Annotated in this window: 14 protein-coding genes; all 14 read right to left on the minus strand. The window is 49.6% G+C overall.

From position 1 onward, the window contains the following. Positions 1–338: 338 nt before the first annotated feature. The 14 genes from V3W49_RS04100 to tssB all read right to left on the minus strand — a co-directional run bounded on the left by V3W49_RS04100 (position 339) and on the right by tssB (position 17,316). Entirely contained in the window at positions 339–944 is a 606-nt protein-coding gene (locus tag V3W49_RS04100) for a helix-turn-helix domain-containing protein (RefSeq protein ID WP_500143845.1), read from the minus strand. A 701-nt stretch (positions 945–1,645) separates the two neighbouring features. Beyond that, a complete protein-coding gene (locus V3W49_RS04105) occupies positions 1,646–2,137 on the minus strand; it encodes a type VI secretion system baseplate subunit TssE (protein ID WP_500143846.1) in 492 nt (163 codons plus the stop codon). Between the two features lie 4 nt (positions 2,138–2,141). Next, on the minus strand, positions 2,142–2,939 hold the full coding sequence (locus V3W49_RS04110; protein WP_500143847.1) for a type VI secretion system accessory protein TagJ: 798 nt from the start codon (positions 2,937–2,939) through the stop codon (positions 2,142–2,144). A gap of 15 nt (positions 2,940–2,954) precedes the next feature. Then, entirely contained in the window at positions 2,955–3,797 is an 843-nt protein-coding gene (locus V3W49_RS04115) for a TagK domain-containing protein (protein ID WP_500143849.1), read from the minus strand. 3 nt (positions 3,798–3,800) lie between these two features. Next, on the minus strand, positions 3,801–4,067 hold the full coding sequence (locus V3W49_RS04120) for a PAAR domain-containing protein (RefSeq protein WP_500143850.1): 267 nt from the start codon (positions 4,065–4,067) through the stop codon (positions 3,801–3,803). Positions 4,068–4,142: 75 nt separating this feature from the next. Beyond that, complete coding sequence (gene tssI / locus V3W49_RS04125) at positions 4,143–6,467, minus strand: type VI secretion system tip protein TssI/VgrG (protein ID WP_500144015.1); 2,325 nt, start codon at positions 6,465–6,467, stop codon at positions 4,143–4,145. Positions 6,468–6,526: 59 nt separating this feature from the next. Beyond that, a complete protein-coding gene (locus V3W49_RS04130; RefSeq protein WP_500143851.1) occupies positions 6,527–7,219 on the minus strand; it encodes a T6SS protein Cts1T in 693 nt (230 codons plus the stop codon). A gap of 29 nt (positions 7,220–7,248) precedes the next feature. Then, positions 7,249–11,079 (minus strand): type VI secretion system membrane subunit TssM, encoded by a 3,831-nt coding sequence (gene tssM / locus V3W49_RS04135; RefSeq protein WP_500143852.1) that lies wholly within the window; start codon positions 11,077–11,079, stop codon positions 7,249–7,251. 11 nt (positions 11,080–11,090) lie between these two features. Next, the gene (tssL, locus tag V3W49_RS04140; RefSeq protein WP_500143854.1) at positions 11,091–12,458 is read right to left on the minus strand and encodes a type VI secretion system protein TssL, long form; all 1,368 of its coding nucleotides are present in this window, start codon (positions 12,456–12,458) and stop codon (positions 11,091–11,093) included. Continuing rightward, positions 12,458–13,804 carry a type VI secretion system baseplate subunit TssK gene (gene tssK, locus V3W49_RS04145; protein WP_500143855.1) on the minus strand — a complete coding sequence of 449 codons (1,347 nt, stop codon included), beginning with the start codon at positions 13,802–13,804 and terminating at the stop codon, positions 12,458–12,460. Before tssK ends, tssL begins: the two co-directional genes overlap by 1 nt. A gap of 3 nt (positions 13,805–13,807) precedes the next feature. Beyond that, a complete protein-coding gene (gene tssJ, locus V3W49_RS04150; RefSeq protein ID WP_500143856.1) occupies positions 13,808–14,305 on the minus strand; it encodes a type VI secretion system lipoprotein TssJ in 498 nt (165 codons plus the stop codon). A 108-nt stretch (positions 14,306–14,413) separates the two neighbouring features. Further along, positions 14,414–14,899 (minus strand): Hcp family type VI secretion system effector, encoded by a 486-nt coding sequence (locus V3W49_RS04155; protein ID WP_500143858.1) that lies wholly within the window; start codon positions 14,897–14,899, stop codon positions 14,414–14,416. A gap of 369 nt (positions 14,900–15,268) precedes the next feature. Next, positions 15,269–16,768 (minus strand): type VI secretion system contractile sheath large subunit, encoded by a 1,500-nt coding sequence (gene tssC, locus V3W49_RS04160; RefSeq protein WP_500143859.1) that lies wholly within the window; start codon positions 16,766–16,768, stop codon positions 15,269–15,271. Positions 16,769–16,785: 17 nt separating this feature from the next. Beyond that, entirely contained in the window at positions 16,786–17,316 is a 531-nt protein-coding gene (tssB, locus tag V3W49_RS04165) for a type VI secretion system contractile sheath small subunit (protein WP_500144016.1), read from the minus strand. Positions 17,317–17,336: the final 20 nt, after the last annotated feature.

Consider the following 17,336-nt stretch of genomic DNA (forward strand, 5'->3'; position numbering starts at 1 on the left):
TCCAACAACACTAATATTCAGAGAATCCGCATTAAACTGACTATTATCGATCCATGCCGCGCCTCCCCGAATACCAAAACTATTCAGTACAAGATTTGTGGCATCCAGCTGTGCTCCATTACGAACCTGAATAATAAACGTACCACTGGTTTCGTTTTCAAGGGTCAGACTATCTATCGTACGCTGGGTTCCATCAGCGATGATGGTGTCGTTATTTGCTGCAAAAGAAACTGAAGAAAAGCAAACAGGCAATATATATAGTAAACGACCTGTTAAAGGTGTAACGAACACGTTTTTACTAGAACCACTACTCATGGCAACTCCCTCGCATATTTAGCTTACAAGCAGAAAGTATTCCTTTCATCGCGTCCGCATTTGGCAACAAAAGAAGCATAACGATAGAACTCAGCACGGTTCGCCATTCCCATTTTACGGCTGGCATTGCGGTAATGAGTGCTGATAGTTTTACGGGAACGATTTAGTATTTTCGATATATCTTCGCTACTGTATCCACGACCAATCAATAACATAACATCGTATTCGGTTTCAGAAAGTTGGGCATACTTCTTAAGCCCCAACGAACAGTAGGCATCTTCTTTGGTACGTAACGCACTATATTCAACGCTAGCAATAGACAGTATCTTTTTGATTCTTATGGAGATATCACTCATCGTATATCCTTTGGATAAAAAAGGAACATGCAGAGTAATCTTCTCTCTCCTTCTGGCTCCCGGAGTTCTGTTTTCCGGATTTAATTTGTCGTTAAAAATATTAATCGTCACCATATCCCTACGGAAGACGACATTCGCGACGTCAATGTTTTTATCATCCGATGGCAACAGAAAACAAATGTCCAGAGGCTCACTAATAGGTTGATTTAATATCAAATAACTCAACCCTAACGCCTGATAATAATCAGAGTCCATCATTAATATTTTTAACATGGCACATGCACTCCCTTGAGTCAACAAATCAAGTGTGATTTCCCTTAGTCACACGCAAGCGCAGCCCAACACTGACAAAAGTGAACAAAACTAACATATCACAATAGCTATACAGCTATGCCAGACGCACAGGACTTCTTCCGCCAGAATCACATTTTTTGTCTCTCAGACTCCCTTCTACGTCAATAAACAAGACAATCGAATATGCAGATTATATCAATGGTGATATGAGACCAATGCGAACACTCTTAATAAAAAAGGAATAAGATCCCCTCTGTACCAACTCTGAACAGGCTAATACGACCCCATGTAAATAGCTAAAAGCACAACTGACCGTAATGCGCGGTGAATGAAGAGAAGAGGGCATATCCATTTGCCTTAACTTTCAGGTCCCTACGTCCTTTACATTGCGTATTCTATAGCCAATATAGAAAACGATCAAATTTCTTGTCAAATTGGAATTATGTAATACATAAACCCATCTTAATTGTTTTTTTCGGTTAATTAATCTGTTTTGTGCACCCAGACAAGGAGAGAACAGTTCAGATACTTATTGAATTATCCTAATCCTATCACCCCTACACAGGGCAGTGAGTTATTTTGAGAATCAAGGCTAAGAATGAGGCCCGATCAAACATCTCAGGCCATCTCGTCATTGTACTGAAAAATAGATTAAAAATATAAGCAAGTCATCCGCGTTTTCACTCCTGAAACAGGCGGAGCTCCAGCTTATCGGACTCAATGTCATAGCGAGCATTGATGCATAGATCTACCGGGCGTGGCGACCAGTATATCAAACCACGAATCTCGAAAATGATGATGGCATGCCGGGCAAGATCTGAGCCTTTCTTTAATGGGCGAACTAGCAGTGTTTCAGGAATGATACGCGGTTCAAAACGCAAGATCGCAGAGCGAATCGTTTTTTCAATACTGTCCCAGCTATGATGATCGGCATGCGTGCCTACCATCGCAGGAATACCATAATTAACCACTGAGCTCATCGCTGGTTTATGCTGTACGCTATCAAGGACATCTTCAATATTGATATGATTGAGCAGGCTGGCGATATCGTTCTGCACTATGCGCCGCAAACCCCTGATATCCAGGGGACGCATACGATCGTGCGGGCTCTTCGGCTCATCATCCAGCAACCGCTCCAGTAGAGTGGGGGGATATTGATGTTTTCTTTCCATGAGATTATCCGAAGGTAATCGCCCCTATTTCCATGACAGAATGTTCATTCTGATCGGTAATAAACACCTTGCGGCCGCTTCCCGTAGAAAGAATATCGGACAGAGAGGCCCATTCCGTCCTGAACCCCAGCTTAATCTCCTGAGCATCATCCCGCTGGATAGGATAGCGCGCAGGGATATAACCATACCAGGAGTCATCTCCCACCTGCATCGTGGCCGGAACCCAGAGTAAATCCAGAAGATCTCCCGGTTTTTTTACCTCCAGAGATCGAATCGCAGAGAAGGGCACCCAGCGATATCCGCCGGCACAAATAAATTCACACAGAGGCCCCAGCCGACCATCACTATCAGCAATCCAGCCAAATGTTCCCATCACATCGCTACTTCCGGCACTTTCCGGCGCTTCATCAAACGCTTCCAGCCTCATTGACTCAGATTGCTCCACCTTGCCCTGATACTGCTGTACGTTAGCCTGATGAAGCTTTTCCATCCATTCAGGAAAATCCCCCTGCAGCGTGGCGGCCCGGCGTTCACCAGCCAATACCTGAACCCGCTGCATCTCACTGAACACCAGATTCTTATACAACTCGATCTGCTTCTTATACTCTGCGTCCATTAATGCCATGGTCTGGAGCTGCAACAGCGCCTTATCCCACACGCCATCCACACAGTACAGTTTAAAAAGCACTTCTCTGGCCTTAATATCCTGTGGCTGCGCTTTGACCTGCGCCAGTATCTGCTCAAACATTTCACGTAACGATGATGTCTTAAGCATTTGTGTCAGTGAGGTAAAGTTTTGCATTTAACTCATCCTTATTTAAAAATGACTGTCCAGCCCAATCTTGTAGAAGTCCTGGAATACCAGTTCTGGTACCTTGTATTTGCTCTTCGCTGAAATATGCTCCGGGGAAAGCGACTTAAGCACATCGACTCTGTCATCATCAGCAAAGATATCGCTGACCTGATTATCGATATTCATCTCGGGCCAGACTTTCTCCATCAGGAATGAACGACCGACAATACACTCGGTTAACGTTTTGTCTTTTATCTGCTCGCGAGTATTATCAAATCGGTTATCCGTCTTCAGGATAAAATCCCCCTGATAGTTCACAGCATCATGATATGCCCCTTCCTGCTCTTGCCAGATCAAAAAGCGTTTGTATTCCACCTCCAGTGTTTTCAGAACGTCATCGCCCTTATCCAGCGCCAGCACCACATCATTGAAGTAGCGTAAGTCATGGGTATAGTCCCCCCCGTTGGGCAAGATATCCTCAACCTCAGGGACTTTATTGACCTGATCCCATTCCCCGCTTGAATAGATAATGCGATAGAAGGTCTGTTCGTCTTCCTTACATTCCCGATCGACATCAATAATAAGATTAAAATTTCCGGCCTGAATCCGGGTATCGTTGCGCAATGGATGAACGCTGCCTGCATCTGTCTCAACGCCATCCAGCAAGCACACATGGTTATGGCACTGGTTACGTACAACCGGACGGGTCAGGTGCCAATAAAAAACGATACACTCCTGTTCTTCATTCCCACTACAGGGCCCGAAGGCCCCGTCAGGAAGAGTAAAAGCGACGCCGCTTTCCGGCAGTTGACCTTGTTCCAGCCGAACGCCAGGACGGACACGCGGCCACTCAAATCGAATATTCACCGGTTATCCACCTATATAGACATCACCCGACCCGGTCACTACCACCGCGCCACAACCGGTGACATCCCCAAGCCGTGCCGCGGGAGCTCCGTTAATGAATACGCTCCCCGACCCCGACGCAACAGGTGCCGCGCCATGCCCCAGTGCGCAGGGCGCCACACTGACTCCCATCATCGCTGCCGGCAATCCATTAATGAAAACATCCCCCGATCCGGTGCACAACGCACCACCATGCGCCGTAGCGTCGCCAACCCGAGCTGCATTTTGCATCGTTATTCTCCTTGTGCTTAACGTTAGCGCCTCCCCGCGGATAAACGCTTACCCGCCAGGAAGGCATTCCGATAGTTAGGGTGTCGGTGTCGGTGCAGGAATATCCAACAGCCATGATCGCGCCGTTCGTGTCGGCGTTTCCGTCGGTGCTTGCGTCGGCGTTTCCGTCGGTGCTTGCGTCGGCGTTTCCGTCGGTGCTTGAGTTGGCGTTTCCGTCGGTGCTTGTGTCGGATCCACTCTCAGCGGCGTTACTGTCGGCGTTGTCGTCGGTGTTGGTGTCGGTGATATCGTCGGCGTCGGCGTCGGGAGCGGCGGCAGTGGTATTACCACACCAAACAGCGCCGAGATCTTTGGTAGCCCCGGCAGGCCAACCATACCGCCGCCGCCGCCGCCGCCACCGCCGCCGCCGTTGCTGTTACAGCAGTCACCAGGATTGATATCCACCTGGCTCCCCTGAATTACGATATGGCCGGCACACAGCTTTATTTTACTCGCAGCCAGAACCAACTCTCCCCCGGCACTCAGTGACATACAGCCACCGGACACCATCGTGGTCGCTCCGCCCACGGCCAGGGAATGATACCCCCCCACGTTAACCTGGTGCGCGCCGCCAACGCTGAGCGAGTGGTAGCCCCCCACATTATTCATGAAGGCGCCTCCTACGTTTATCCCCTTGGCTCCTGCGACATTATCGCTCTGGTTACCTCCCACCTGGATAGCCAAAGCACCGCCGACCAGCGCACTACTATTGCCTATCACATCAGACATATAATTGGCCCCGACAAACAAATTGCGCGATACGCCAACGTTAATGTTGGAATTCAGGCCAATCGTTTGGTCTTCATTTTGCTTGGTTAAACGGCTCATATTACGTTCGGCCTGCTCCCAGTACTGCTCCAGACCAGGCTTATCTTCGAAACGGATACCGTTATAGTTACTGCGACCGCCACCGAGGGTACGGCTAATCAGTCCGCTCTGGGTTGCGTTAACCGGTAATTCCCAGGGGGGCATCGTCACGTTGTTATATAAATTGCCCATAATGAGAGGTCGATCCGGATCGCCATTAATGAAATCGACGATAACTTCGTGGCCGATACGCGGGATGTAAATACCGCCGAAGTTATTCCCCGCCCAGGCCTGGCTTACACGCAACCAGCAGGAGTCGGACTCACGATTTTTTCCATAACGATCCCACAAAAAACGCACCTTGACGCGGCCATACTCATCCGTCCAGATCTCTTCACCCGGTGGCCCCACCACAACTGCGGTCTGAGGGCCGCTGGTTTTCGGTCTGGGCACCGTCATCGGATGTCGGTAAATTTTGGTCGTTGGCTGCACGCTGAAGTCACAGCGATATTTGAATTCGCTCTGATCCGTTACCTGACCGATCTCTTCAACCATCAGATGGCTGCGCAACACCAGATATTCGCGATTAGCCTTCTCGACAGGGTAGCCAGTCAGTTCAAAGTTTGTACCGCAGGCAATTCCGCGCAGCTCTCCATAGCCTTCGCTGCGCGATCCCAGGGCACCGCGCTCTTCCATACGCACTCGCGCCAGCTGTTCACCGATCTCCGGTTGCTCATAGTCCCCGGGCCAGTGGTAAATTTCCATTTCGTTAAAGCTGGTCTTACGCGGCTTGCTGTCCAGCGCCATGATATCAGCGCGGGATTTAGTAAAATCATAGTCATTCGTCACCCATCTTCCGGAAGTAATTGTCTCCTGAAAATGGAACTGGCTAATATATTCTTCATCCAGCTTCGGATCGTCCGCAGAATATTGAATAACATGGTAAGCTTCGCTTGGAGAACGCTTATGAGCCCCCACATTATCCACCAGAATAAGCTTATGCTTACCTTCGTTATGTTCAAAGAACCAGTAGATCCCCCACTCTTCCATCAGACGTTCGATGAAGTTGAAATCGCTTTCGCCATACTGAACCTGAAAGTCCAGCTGCGGGTAACTCCCTGAAAGACGCTTCTCATACGGAAAATTATAATCACCCAGCACGTCATCGATAATATTAACGACAGTTTTCTGCTGGAATATTTTAAAGTCGGTAGTCAGCTCCGCAAGATGCAGCCAGGGGCGAATAACAATTTCATAGAGTGCCTGATTAGCATCACGCCCAATATAACGGGCTTTCTGAACCATACCAGAAATTTCGCGTACCCCCTGACCAATGCCAATAAGGGCTCCTAGTCCATTTCCGTCCAGTTCAATCTCCACCGTCATCTCTTTACCGATTAACGATTTAAGATCGACGTTCGATGCCGCCTGCCAGGGAATCAGAGGATTAGCAGGCGTTTTAGCCGTAATCACGTAGGTATAGAGGGAAGAAAGAGCCTCTTCGCCATCCAGTTTAGAAATGACCAATGCCTGCTCTCCAAGCAGTTGCGGCATGGCTGGACTACTTAATTTAATAGTACGTGACATATAATCACCTGATCGTTAATTGTATCTTAAATGGACACGTCGGGTCGTTCAGCCCCGTCGCCCTGTAATAAGATTCTTTGTGAATCTAATATTTTACAGTGCCGGCTTTGCCGCCACAGCCAAACACCAGCCTCCTCCTGAATGTTGTCGGGCCAGTGTTTCCACGGCATGACGCCAACACCGTCGCTATCTCGTATACGGTAGTCCTCCTTTGACCCTTCCCTGAGCAAAACCTGAGAACGATTCTTAAACTGGTAGCTATGTGTCAAAATAATAGATTCCCAAAATGGAGAATATGAACGCTGTAACGCTGTAACCCACAGGCGCAACTGATCCCAGCACTCTTCAGCACGATCTATCTCTGGAATAATATTTAGAATTCTCGCCATCCAGAACGTAATTGGATACTGTGAACTCATATTTTTCTTTAACCACGGATATGACAGCGCAGAATAAATAATTATACTTGAGCGCCTCCCATGGACATTGCGAAAATTCACAAGAGCACCAGCGTAGTATTTCTTACAACCAATTTCTTTTCCGGAAACAAGAAAACACCACGGATAATCCTCTGGCAAATCATTACAATTAACGGATAGTTCCATTTCCGGAAGAACAGACTGAGCGATTAGAGAAGCAATTTGTTGGCTTCTCTTTTTTCCACCGTTCCTGGTACCAACCGGCAAATTATCGACAAGTAAATGTAGACGCACCGCCATTTCATCCCTCTAGCCAGTAATTGCTACTGTTAATAATCGCCAGGGCAGCGGAAATCTCTCAACAAATCCACAGCCAGCTCATCATCAAATGTCAGCCCTGTAATTTCGATCTCCGCGCGACGTTTCCCCAGGGAATAGACCAATACGGTTTCCCCTGTACTGGTGGCAATAATTTTTCTGGCATCTTCCAACCAGCGGAACAGCGCCCAGGGGCCGGTAAACATCATGGTCGAGGAGCCTGAATCACTGCGTGGTGTGGCACTAATGGTTATCCTGGCCCCCAGACGCGAGCCGGGCCAGGACAAAGCCACCGGCGCCACCGGGCCGTGGATGTAGTTGACCTGTTCACCATCAAAGTTCATGTTCAGTTGCGTCACGGTCGGATCCATATAAGGCACGGAAAGTCCCAGATTGAGCAACATTTTGCGGCCATCCCCCTGGAAGAAGGCATTACGTATTGCCGCCGCCTGCTCGAACACCGCTAAATCGCCAGTATCGTCTCCCTGCATTCCGCCCTTATAGCGCCACGGCTTCGAAGAGGCATCCACTTTATCCGCCAGATGCTTTTTGTAATATTCATCGGCCAGACCGTCTACAGCGAAGAAACGCTCGAAGTCAGCCAGCTTTACCTCTTTCTGGCTATCCGTAAACGGGTAGCGCCCCGCAAGCGTAGTACGACACACTCTACCCAGGCTATCTTCGATACCTTCATTACTGCGTGCTATAGCCTCATCACTTGCCCGGTGATAAGCCCCATCCAGCAATGGGCTTATCAGATTTCGTAACGGATCAGGCCAGGCCTGAGATTCCGCACTTAGCTTCAGCGCAGAGTTGGATAACGCCAGCGTATTGCCGCTTTTTAGCGCATCGTCATAGATAACGAACAGCGTATACTGTTCGTTCAGCACGCCCATCAGCTTACTTAATTCCGTACCTGTTGCAGCCATATGCGGTTCCATCACAGGCCTGGTACTGCCGGTTACAAACTCACGCAACGGCGCAAAGTGGCTATCCACGTGAGCCCAGAGCAGCTTTTTTTCCAGTGCGGCATAAGCCAGACTCACCCGTGATGCGGCATTCAGTATCCGTCCCTTATTACTGATGTTATCCAGCAACGATTTCTCTTCTTTACCTGACAGCGTGGTTTCGTCCACTACACGCTGCACCAAACGGACAAGGGGAGAATCAGTGGCAGACAGCGTTCTGAGCATATAAATTTCCGATGCCAGTCCCGCATTGCCATAGTCCAGAGCCAGGACATCGGTTTTGATCCGAATATTGGCCAGAAACTCCTGCCAGTGGTGGGTATATTCGTCCAGATAAAGCGTCAGAATCTGTTCCTGAACCGGACTCACCAGCGCGCCATTCTCGGTCAGGCGCATCCGGGGCAAAGCGGCGCTTTTCGCGCCGCCTTCCTTACGTCCCATTACCCAGGCATCTTCACGTTCCAGCAGCACCAATCTGGCGTCCACTTTTTTTTTAAACTGTTCGTAGTAACCGGCCCGGGTAAATAACCCGGGGATCGAGGTGGCGCCATCGGCATCCGCAAACGAGAACAGTTCCCCACCGCGGGATTTGGTCAGGTCATTCAGCGTTAAGTCTGCCGGAACGTCCTGTGCTACAGAACTTTTAACACGCTCATATAAACGGCCGGTAATATCCACACGATCCAGTATCGCACGCGCATATTTCACCATCCCTTCATCCGCCTGTTGGCCATAGCGCCGCCATTCCGCTGAGGCAAAAAGGTTATTCAGGTGAGTAATGAAAATACGGCGTTCCTGATAAGGCTGTAGCTTGCCGCTCTCCTCCCACAGGTTGGTAATCTGCTCGATCATAAACGTCTTATCGAACTTGCCTTTACCAAACACCATCAGGTAAAGCTTCAGACGGTTATAGATCTGCGCCGGCTTATCGTAATCAATCGCATCCTGCAGCGATTGGGTCACCTGACGCTCAATCTGCGGCACCATCAAACGCTCAAGGAAGAACTGATATAGCGTACCGGAGGCATTCACCACATCGTGGCCGGTATACAGGCCATAACGCCAGTCCAGCGTGGGGTTATACACATCCAGCGCCCCATATTCCGGCAGATACTGTGACATCGTCAGCAGTCTGGGGAGAAAATTCTCGTTGGCCGTCTTAACAAAACGGCTCACCTCACCGCTTAAAGTCGCGACTTTGGCGTCCACGGCTCTCAGGTAACTGCTGTTATTTTTATAACTATTGTGGAAACCGTTAAGCAGGAATACCGCCAGCAAAATGCACGCACAGTGCCCCAACAAACGCTGTAGCCGATATTTCGACTCATTCGTCAGGTTGTGGCGAGCCAGATCGGCATCTTTAACGATAACCTCACTGAACAACTGCTTTAAAAAATACTGCCGCCCATAGGAAACATCGCTGACCAGGAAGTCTTGTTCACCGGGTTGCTGTTCCACCGAAGCGACCACTGCCGGGATATTGTTCTCCACGTAATTTGACCACTTACGAATAATGGCCCGGTTGTTCAACAGGCTGAAATCCACCGGCTGATGGCTACTGGAGAAATAGATACCGCGCAGCGTGGTATAGCTTTGAGTTTCATCGTAACGAGAGGCGAAAAAGACGTTTTGCACCACTTCCGTCATTAGCGCAGTCAGCACATGGAAGTCCTGTGGCAACGCGTACATTCTTTTACGATCGTGGTTGTCAAACTCCTCCTGCTGGCGCACGATCATTTCGCGCTCAATACGCTGTTCAAGTAACGCGAACTCCTCTTTAATCTGTTCGTGAAACTCTCCCACAGTCGCCGTCATCGCCGAACCATAAGGAAAGGTCACACCCCAGACCTGCTCGCGTTCCTGCTCGGTCAGAATACGGAAGTATTCGGAAAACCCGGGCAGCTGATCCATACGACTTACCATGACGTAGACCGGGAAGCGTACCCCCAGACTCTGGCGCAGCTCTTCCAGTCGGGCACGCAGACTGGCGGCCAACTCAAACAGCTCAGCTTTTGTGCTGCCCATAATATCGGCGGCGGAAAAAGTCACGATAACGCCATTAATGGCTTTCACCGGGCGATACTTCTTCAGCGCGCGGATCAGCGCCCGCCACTCAGGAAGGCTCTTTTCCGGAGAGCTGACATATTTTCCAGCAGTATCAACATACACGGCATCGTTGGCGAACCAGCATTCGCAGTTACGGGTAGGCGGCCCCTGACGTCCCACCTGATTGAGCTGTTCCGGCAGCGGAAAGTGCTGCCCGGAGGCGAGTATGGCGGAGGTCTTACCGGATTTATCCGTCCCCAGCATCAGATACCAGGGCAATACATCCAGCGGTTTACGCGCTAGAATCACACGCTGAAAAAACGATAAACTACCGCGGTTTTTATTAACGTAATCCACCGCGTTGCGGATAACCGAAGCCACTTCAGAAGTATCGTTTTCCGGCACGGGTTTCTTACGGGTAAACCTATCCAGCAGGGCTGGGTTATCTTTCAGCGCCAGCAGCAACTTCCATATGCCATACAGCAGGGCAATAACCAAAATACCGGCAATAATCGATAGCCTGACGCCAATCGGCTCCAGGGGGTATTGTTGCCCTGCCAGCAGAAACGGCCCTAACACCCAGATCAGCACGCATAGCGTCGCCGTCGCCATAATAAACAGCGACCAACGTAGCCAGAAGCTCACCAGACAGAAAATCGCCAGAACCATAAAAATGACACGCGATTCGATACTTTCCAGCGGACGAGATTCGCCAAACCCAAAGAAAGGGCCCAGGTACCAGATAGCCGCAATCAGCAGCGCAATCGCACATATAATCAGCAGCGTCTTCAAAAATCGCGCCGCGAAGACTCTATTCAAATAAGACATTGTCGCTCTCGTTAGTAGGTGACAAAAAACTCTACGCGGCGATTCTTCGCCCGTCCCTGAGATGTCGCGTTGCTGGCTACCGGCTGGCTGTCTCCAACGCCTTCGACTTTCACTTTGCTCTCAGGCACCCCGGCAGCCACAAAGAATCGGGCCACCTCTTCTGCACGTTTTTCAGACAGCACCTGGTTATTGGGCAGCTTCGAGTGCTTAATCGGCGTGGAGTCCGTATGGCCCACAATCACGATATCGCCGTTAACGCGCCGGACTTCCTGCGCCACACGCCGGATAACCTGTTCCATTTCCGGTAGCACCTCTGTTGAACCAGAGTGGAACAGCGAATCGCCCTTCAGTACCACCTTGCTCTCCCGCTGGGTTTCATCCACGCTTAGCAACTGTTGCTCAATTTCATGGCGTAGCAGAACAGCCAGCCGAAGGCGCATCTTGAGCTGTGGCGTCGTCACCTTAATGTTTTGCAGAGCGCGTATGTCATAACCAATACGATCGCCCCAGGTTGAGAGTCGATACTTGCACCAGATAAACGCCGCAGCCACGATCATGCCGGCACACAGCGCCGTCAGGCGCACCGGTATCACCAGTTTTTCTCGCTTCGCTGGGCCATGAGGCTGCAGACCATGGGGGGAAAGTACCGGCTGGGTGGGGTTGCGGGTGCTTTGAATAATGGCCAGCAGTCGCTGACGGATTTTGGCCAGCTGCCGCTCACCATCTTCAATAATGCTGTACCGACCTTCGAAGCCCAGGCCCAGAATGCGCAGCAACACCTCCAGCACATCGGCAAACTCGTTGGGATTCATCGAAAGTCGCCCGATCAAGAGGAAGAATTTGTTCCCGCCATCGTTATCCCCTTCGAAATGGTTCAGCAGGTTGCTCTGCGACCAGCCCGACTCCAGCCCCCACGGCGTGGTGTGAGCCGCTTCATCCAGGGCTGTGCAAATGCAGTAGCGAACGATCGCCATCTTTTTCCACATGATGTTCACTTCATCGCAAACGATGCTGAACAGATTAATTTCACTCTTTAGCGTGTTTTTTAAAATCTCAACGTGGGCGAGCTCGGCAATTTTTTCTGGCATATCACTCAGCGCCCGCAGTAGCGGTTGGGTCGCTTCCAGCAGCGGATTTTCGGCGACCATCACTCTGGCCACGCGTTGCTGAACGCTTTCACTCTTCAGCGTTGCTTCACTTCTGGGCGTTCGCTCTTCCGCCCGCAAGTCCGCAGAAGGCGTATCCTCGGGCTCCTGTAACCACTCCCCATGTTCGTCCAACAGGAAGTGCCCCAGCGCCTGGGGGGAGTTATCATCATTATTAAGCGGATCCTGCCCGGCAGACGCCGTCCCATCCTGATTAAAATCATCATCTTTCATCAGCTTCTAATCCCCCAGAGTTCCATCTTCAGTCCGGGGAATTCACCTGCGATATGTAACGCCAGTGCGCCGGTATCTGAAATCTTGTCCCAGAATGGCCCGCTCTTCAGTAGTTCAAAGTAGACATAGCCCGTGCTGTAAGGGATCTGGCGTGGTGGAACGGGGAGTCCCTGCAACACCAGTCCCGGTAAGTGGGAACGAACCAGTTCGTGTAACTGCTGCGGCGCACTGATTTTGACCTGCGCCTGATACTGTTGCTGCAGAACATCCATCGGCAGTTGTGCATGAACCGCCAGTACCAGATTCGAGAACGATCGCAGCTCGTTAGGCAGTACGGCAGCAGACCACACGCCATTTCCTTTTGAGTGAAGATCAATGAGTTGTCCAGACCTGACCAGAATCTGGTTCAACAGTTCGTGCACCTCATCTACCAGTGGACGAATCGAGGAATAGAGCCGCGCATGGTCATAGCCCGGCGCGCTCTTCGGACGGCGAGTTTTGGTACGTACAAAGGTTGAGAGTTCGCCAGCCAGCTTCGCCAGTTCCAGATACAAAGCGATCGGAGGCAGCTCGGGAATGTGACGCAAATGATCGAGGATCGGCTCGTATTTATTGAAAATTTGCAGCAGCAGATAATCAACCACCTCAGCGCTGGCGCTCGCCTTACCGTCCGAGGTCGAAAGACGATTAGCCAGCATTCCGGCGCGCATTTTCACCAGACCGTTGAGATGAGTCAGCCATTCCCTGAGCAAGGCGCTGGCGGCATAGCCAGTCACTGGCGGAATATGATCTTCCAGATGTAGTAACACACTGCCATCAGGCTGAATAGCCTTCACAATAGTCAGCGGCAGACCTATCCAGGATTCGGTCATCTCGGCCTGAGGAACCAGCCTCAAACGCAGGCTGGCCAGCTGAACCGGCTTTGGTCCCTGGCGAATAGAGTTGGTATCGCACAGCTCGGCTTCAACAGCGCGAAACCGTGCCAGCGAGCTGGAGTCGTGCTGACTGAAAATAGTTTCATCACTGTTATCGAGACGCAACGGAACCGCCAGATAAACCACCTTACCCAGATGTTCAGGTAGTATCGTCAAAGGCTCCGGCAGTTCAGCATGATCCGGAATATCAAAGGGAGTGCCGTCAGGTAGCACACCGCGCGCTGTACGCAAAACCAACTTGCCATAAGCAAGCGCTTCCCGATCGATTTCATACTGCGAAAATCCCCAAAAGAAGGGACTCAACGTTGCAGCGCGCTTATGTGCGTAGTATTCAAAGTAACGTTCTTGCTGTTGAAAAAGCTGCGGACGCAAGAACAGTCCTTCACTCCAGACAACTTTATTTGTTCTCACTATTTAATCCATTTTTTTAATTGTAATTGCCGATTTTTCGAAATGAACATCAAGCTCTACCGGATTGGCACCAAATATATTCCACCATCTTTTCTTTTTCTTTTCCGGTACCGTCCAAAGCGTCATCCAGACCGAATCCTTGATATCCCGGTAAGCGCCCAAAATCCCCAATGCCTTACTGTTACTACCCGGCTTGAGAATAACCGTCCTTGACTCTCCTGGTTGCAAAATAGCTTCATACAACTTTGAGGAAGCATCCTTAACTTGTTTACTGCGACCTTCCGTTATCTCAAAGAAATCGCTGTTCTCAAACGCATCAACACCCTTGACATCATAAATAAACAAGTTAAGCGGAGCAGGCTTTCCTCGTTCATTGGGATTAATATCGCGATCCGCAATTAAGTTTATTTTTATTTCGCCCTCTTTGGGCTTAGGTTGGCGATCGCTATTACAAGCCAACATCGCCATTACCATCACCATCAGCGCTAATTTTTTCACCATGATCCACTCGTCCCTGCAATCCCTATATTGCCTGGCATTCCCACAATAATGTCAGGAAAGGCCCACCGCCGTAACGGCGAACCTTTATTCAGCGCGACAACACTTGTATTAGCTGTGCAGGTTTGCCTTAACGTCGTAGCTGGCAGAGATAACACCAGAGCGAGCGCCTTCAGCATTCTGCATAACATAATCCTGAGTCAGCTTGGTGAAAGCAAAGGTGACTTTCTCACGCGGACGAGTTTCATCTTCAGCGGAACCCGCAGTTTCAACGCGAGTAATGATGACGTCAGTGAATTTAATGGTCAGATATTCCAGCGGATCGCCACCCGCTTTACGGATAACGAAGTTAACATCCTTAATATGCTTACCAGTCAGACAGTAGCTCAGGAGGTTAGTGCTGGCTTTATCAACGTAGTGTTCAAAGCAGAAATCATCTACCGTTGCTTTACCAGAGCCACCACCGGAACCGCTATGCATATTAGAATGCTGAGAGCTCGCCCAATGCCATGACAGGACTTCAATCTCATTTTTATGTGTAGCATCCAGAGACTCACCTTCGATGCCATCAATTTTAATAAACATATCTTGAGCCATAATAATTTCCTTTATCAGCGCTCATTAAATAAAGTTACACCCTGTGTAACCGACACAAAACAAAGACAGAAGAGTATCAAAAAGAATAACTTCTGACTTTTTTCCGACACACGGATAACCGTACGCCGCAATAGTTCAAGAAGAATAACCAAATGACTTCCCACTAAAACAGAATCAACCAGGACTTTTTATCGAAAACAATTCAGGCATCAGAATATATAAACCAGCTACCCAACAAAAAAGTAGAAATACCTGAAGAGCTAAATTTAATAATAATACTTTATTCCCATATCCTTTCCCGTCTTCATGGCTATTAACGACACCAGGATTCAGGAAAAGGAATGGTATTATCTTTTTGCTAAAACAATCTTAGCCAGCACCTTTTGCAGAAGGCAATTTAGCGACCATACGCAGTGAAACGGTTAATCCTTCCAGCTGATAATGCGGACGCAGAAAGAATTTTGCCTGGTAATAACCTGGATTATCTTCTACATCCTCAACAACCACTTCTGCAGCAGCCAGCGGACGGCGAGCTTTGGTTTCCTGGGAAGAGTTGACCGGATCGCCATCTACATAGTTCATGATCCAGTTATTAAGCCAGCGCTGCATATCATCGCGCTCTTTGAAAGAACCAATTTTGTCGCGCACGATGCACTTGAGATAGTGCGCAAAGCGAGAACAGGCGAACAGGTACGGCAGACGGGCCGACAGGTTGGCGTTAGCAGTCGCATCAGGATCGTAATATTCAGCTGGCTTTTGCAGGGACTGAGCGCCAATAAAGGCGGCATAATCGGTATTCTTACGATGCACCAGCGGAATAAAACCATTCTTTGCCAGCTCAGCTTCGCGACGATCGGAAATTGCAATTTCCGTTGGGCACTTCATATCAACGCCCCCATCATCGGTCGGAAAGGTATGACACGGCAGATCTTCCACCACGCCGCCACTTTCCACGCCCCGAATCATGGTACACCAGCCATAATGCTTAAAAGAGCGGTTAATGTTAACCGCCATCGCGTAGGCGGCATTTGACCATACATACTTGCTGTGATCCGCACCTTCCGTCGTCTCTTCAAAGTTGAAGTTATCCACTGGATTGGTATGAATACCGTACGGCAGACGAGACAGGAAACGTGGCATTGCCAGGCCAATATAGCGTGAATCTTCGGACTGACGCAGAGAGTTCCACGCCGCATACTCCAGATTCTGAGTAAAGATTTTAGTGAGATCGCGCGGATTAGCCAGCTCCTGCCAGGAATCCATCTGCATAACGGAGGGAGATGCACCGGTAATAAAAGGCATATGGGCAGAAGCCGCAACTTTACCGATAGAAGAGAGCAGGTCTACATCCGGCGCTGTGTGATTGAAGTAATAATCCGCCACCAGACAGCCGTATGGCTCCCCCCCCAACTGACCGTACTCTTCTTCATAAATTTGCTTAAACAGCGGACTCTGATCCCAGGCGATACCTTTATAGCGCCGCATGTTGCGCCGCAGCTCATCCTTGGAAAGATCCATGAACCGCAGCTTCAGATTTTCATCAGTTTCGGTGTTGTAAACCAGGTAATGCAGACCACGCCATGCGCTCTCCAGGCTCTGAAACTCTTCATGATGGAGAATGAGATTGATCTGCTCAGAAAGCTTATGGTCAATTTCCGCTATTATAGCGGCGATATTTTTATAGGCGTCATCCGCCATTGTGATAGAACTGGACAACGCCTGTTCAGCAAGGGTTTTCACCGCCTGCTCCACCGCGCTTCGGGCCTGATCAGATTTCGGCTTAAATTCGCGGGTTAACAATGAGCTAAAATCACTGTGCGTTTCAATCTGAGTGGTGGCTTGTTTATTGTTATCTACCTGAATCGCCATAGTATTCTCTCTTTAAATCATTTTTGAGGCATCGTTTCCGTATCGCTATTGTCAGACTTCGGCGCAGAAGCCAGGGTATTCAACAGCGCCTTATCCTGCAGCACCTTCATCACCAGACTTTCCGCTCCAGCCTTACCGTCCATATAAGTCTGTAAGTTAGCGAGCTGGGTACGCGCCTCCAGCAGCTGTGACAGAGAATCCACTTTGCGGGCAATGGCATCGGGAGAGAAATCGTCCATGCTTTCAAAAGTCATATCGACCATCAGTTGGCCTTCACCGGTTAAGGTATTCGGCACTGCGAATGCCACGCGAGGCTGCATAGCCTTCATACGTTCATCAAAGTTATCGATATCAATGCTCAGAAACTTTCTGTCCGCGACGGGTGGAAGCGGCTCCAGGGGTTTCCCGGAAAGGTCGGCCAGAACCCCCATAACAAACGGCAGCTCAATCTTTTTTTCACTACCATAAATTTCCACATCGTATTCAATTTGTACGCGTGGCGCACGATTACGCGCAATAAATTTCTGTGAATTGCTTCTGCTCATAATTGTAATTACTCTTCAAATAG

Source organism: Rosenbergiella sp. YN46, assembly GCF_036620675.1.
GTDB lineage: Bacteria > Pseudomonadota > Gammaproteobacteria > Enterobacterales > Enterobacteriaceae > Jejubacter.

Bases quoted from the DNA above. Each gene is read 5' to 3' on its own strand.
- V3W49_RS04100 (WP_500143845.1), bottom strand. From the start codon at position 944: ATGTTAAAAATATTAATGATGGACTCTGATTATTATCAGGCGTTAGGG.
- V3W49_RS04105 (WP_500143846.1), bottom strand. From the start codon at position 2,137: ATGGAAAGAAAACATCAATATCCCCCCACTCTACTGGAGCGGTTGCTG.
- V3W49_RS04110 (WP_500143847.1), bottom strand. From the start codon at position 2,939: ATGCAAAACTTTACCTCACTGACACAAATGCTTAAGACATCATCGTTA.
- V3W49_RS04120 (WP_500143850.1), bottom strand. From the start codon at position 4,067: ATGCAAAATGCAGCTCGGGTTGGCGACGCTACGGCGCATGGTGGTGCG.
- tssI (WP_500144015.1), bottom strand. From the start codon at position 6,467: ATGCCGCAACTGCTTGGAGAGCAGGCATTGGTCATTTCTAAACTGGAT.
- V3W49_RS04130 (WP_500143851.1), bottom strand. From the start codon at position 7,219: ATGGCGGTGCGTCTACATTTACTTGTCGATAATTTGCCGGTTGGTACC.
- tssM (WP_500143852.1), bottom strand. From the start codon at position 11,079: ATGTCTTATTTGAATAGAGTCTTCGCGGCGCGATTTTTGAAGACGCTG.
- tssL (WP_500143854.1), bottom strand. From the start codon at position 12,458: ATGAAAGATGATGATTTTAATCAGGATGGGACGGCGTCTGCCGGGCAG.
- tssJ (WP_500143856.1), bottom strand. From the start codon at position 14,305: ATGGTGAAAAAATTAGCGCTGATGGTGATGGTAATGGCGATGTTGGCT.
- V3W49_RS04155 (WP_500143858.1), bottom strand. From the start codon at position 14,899: ATGGCTCAAGATATGTTTATTAAAATTGATGGCATCGAAGGTGAGTCT.
- tssC (WP_500143859.1), bottom strand. From the start codon at position 16,768: ATGGCGATTCAGGTAGATAACAATAAACAAGCCACCACTCAGATTGAA.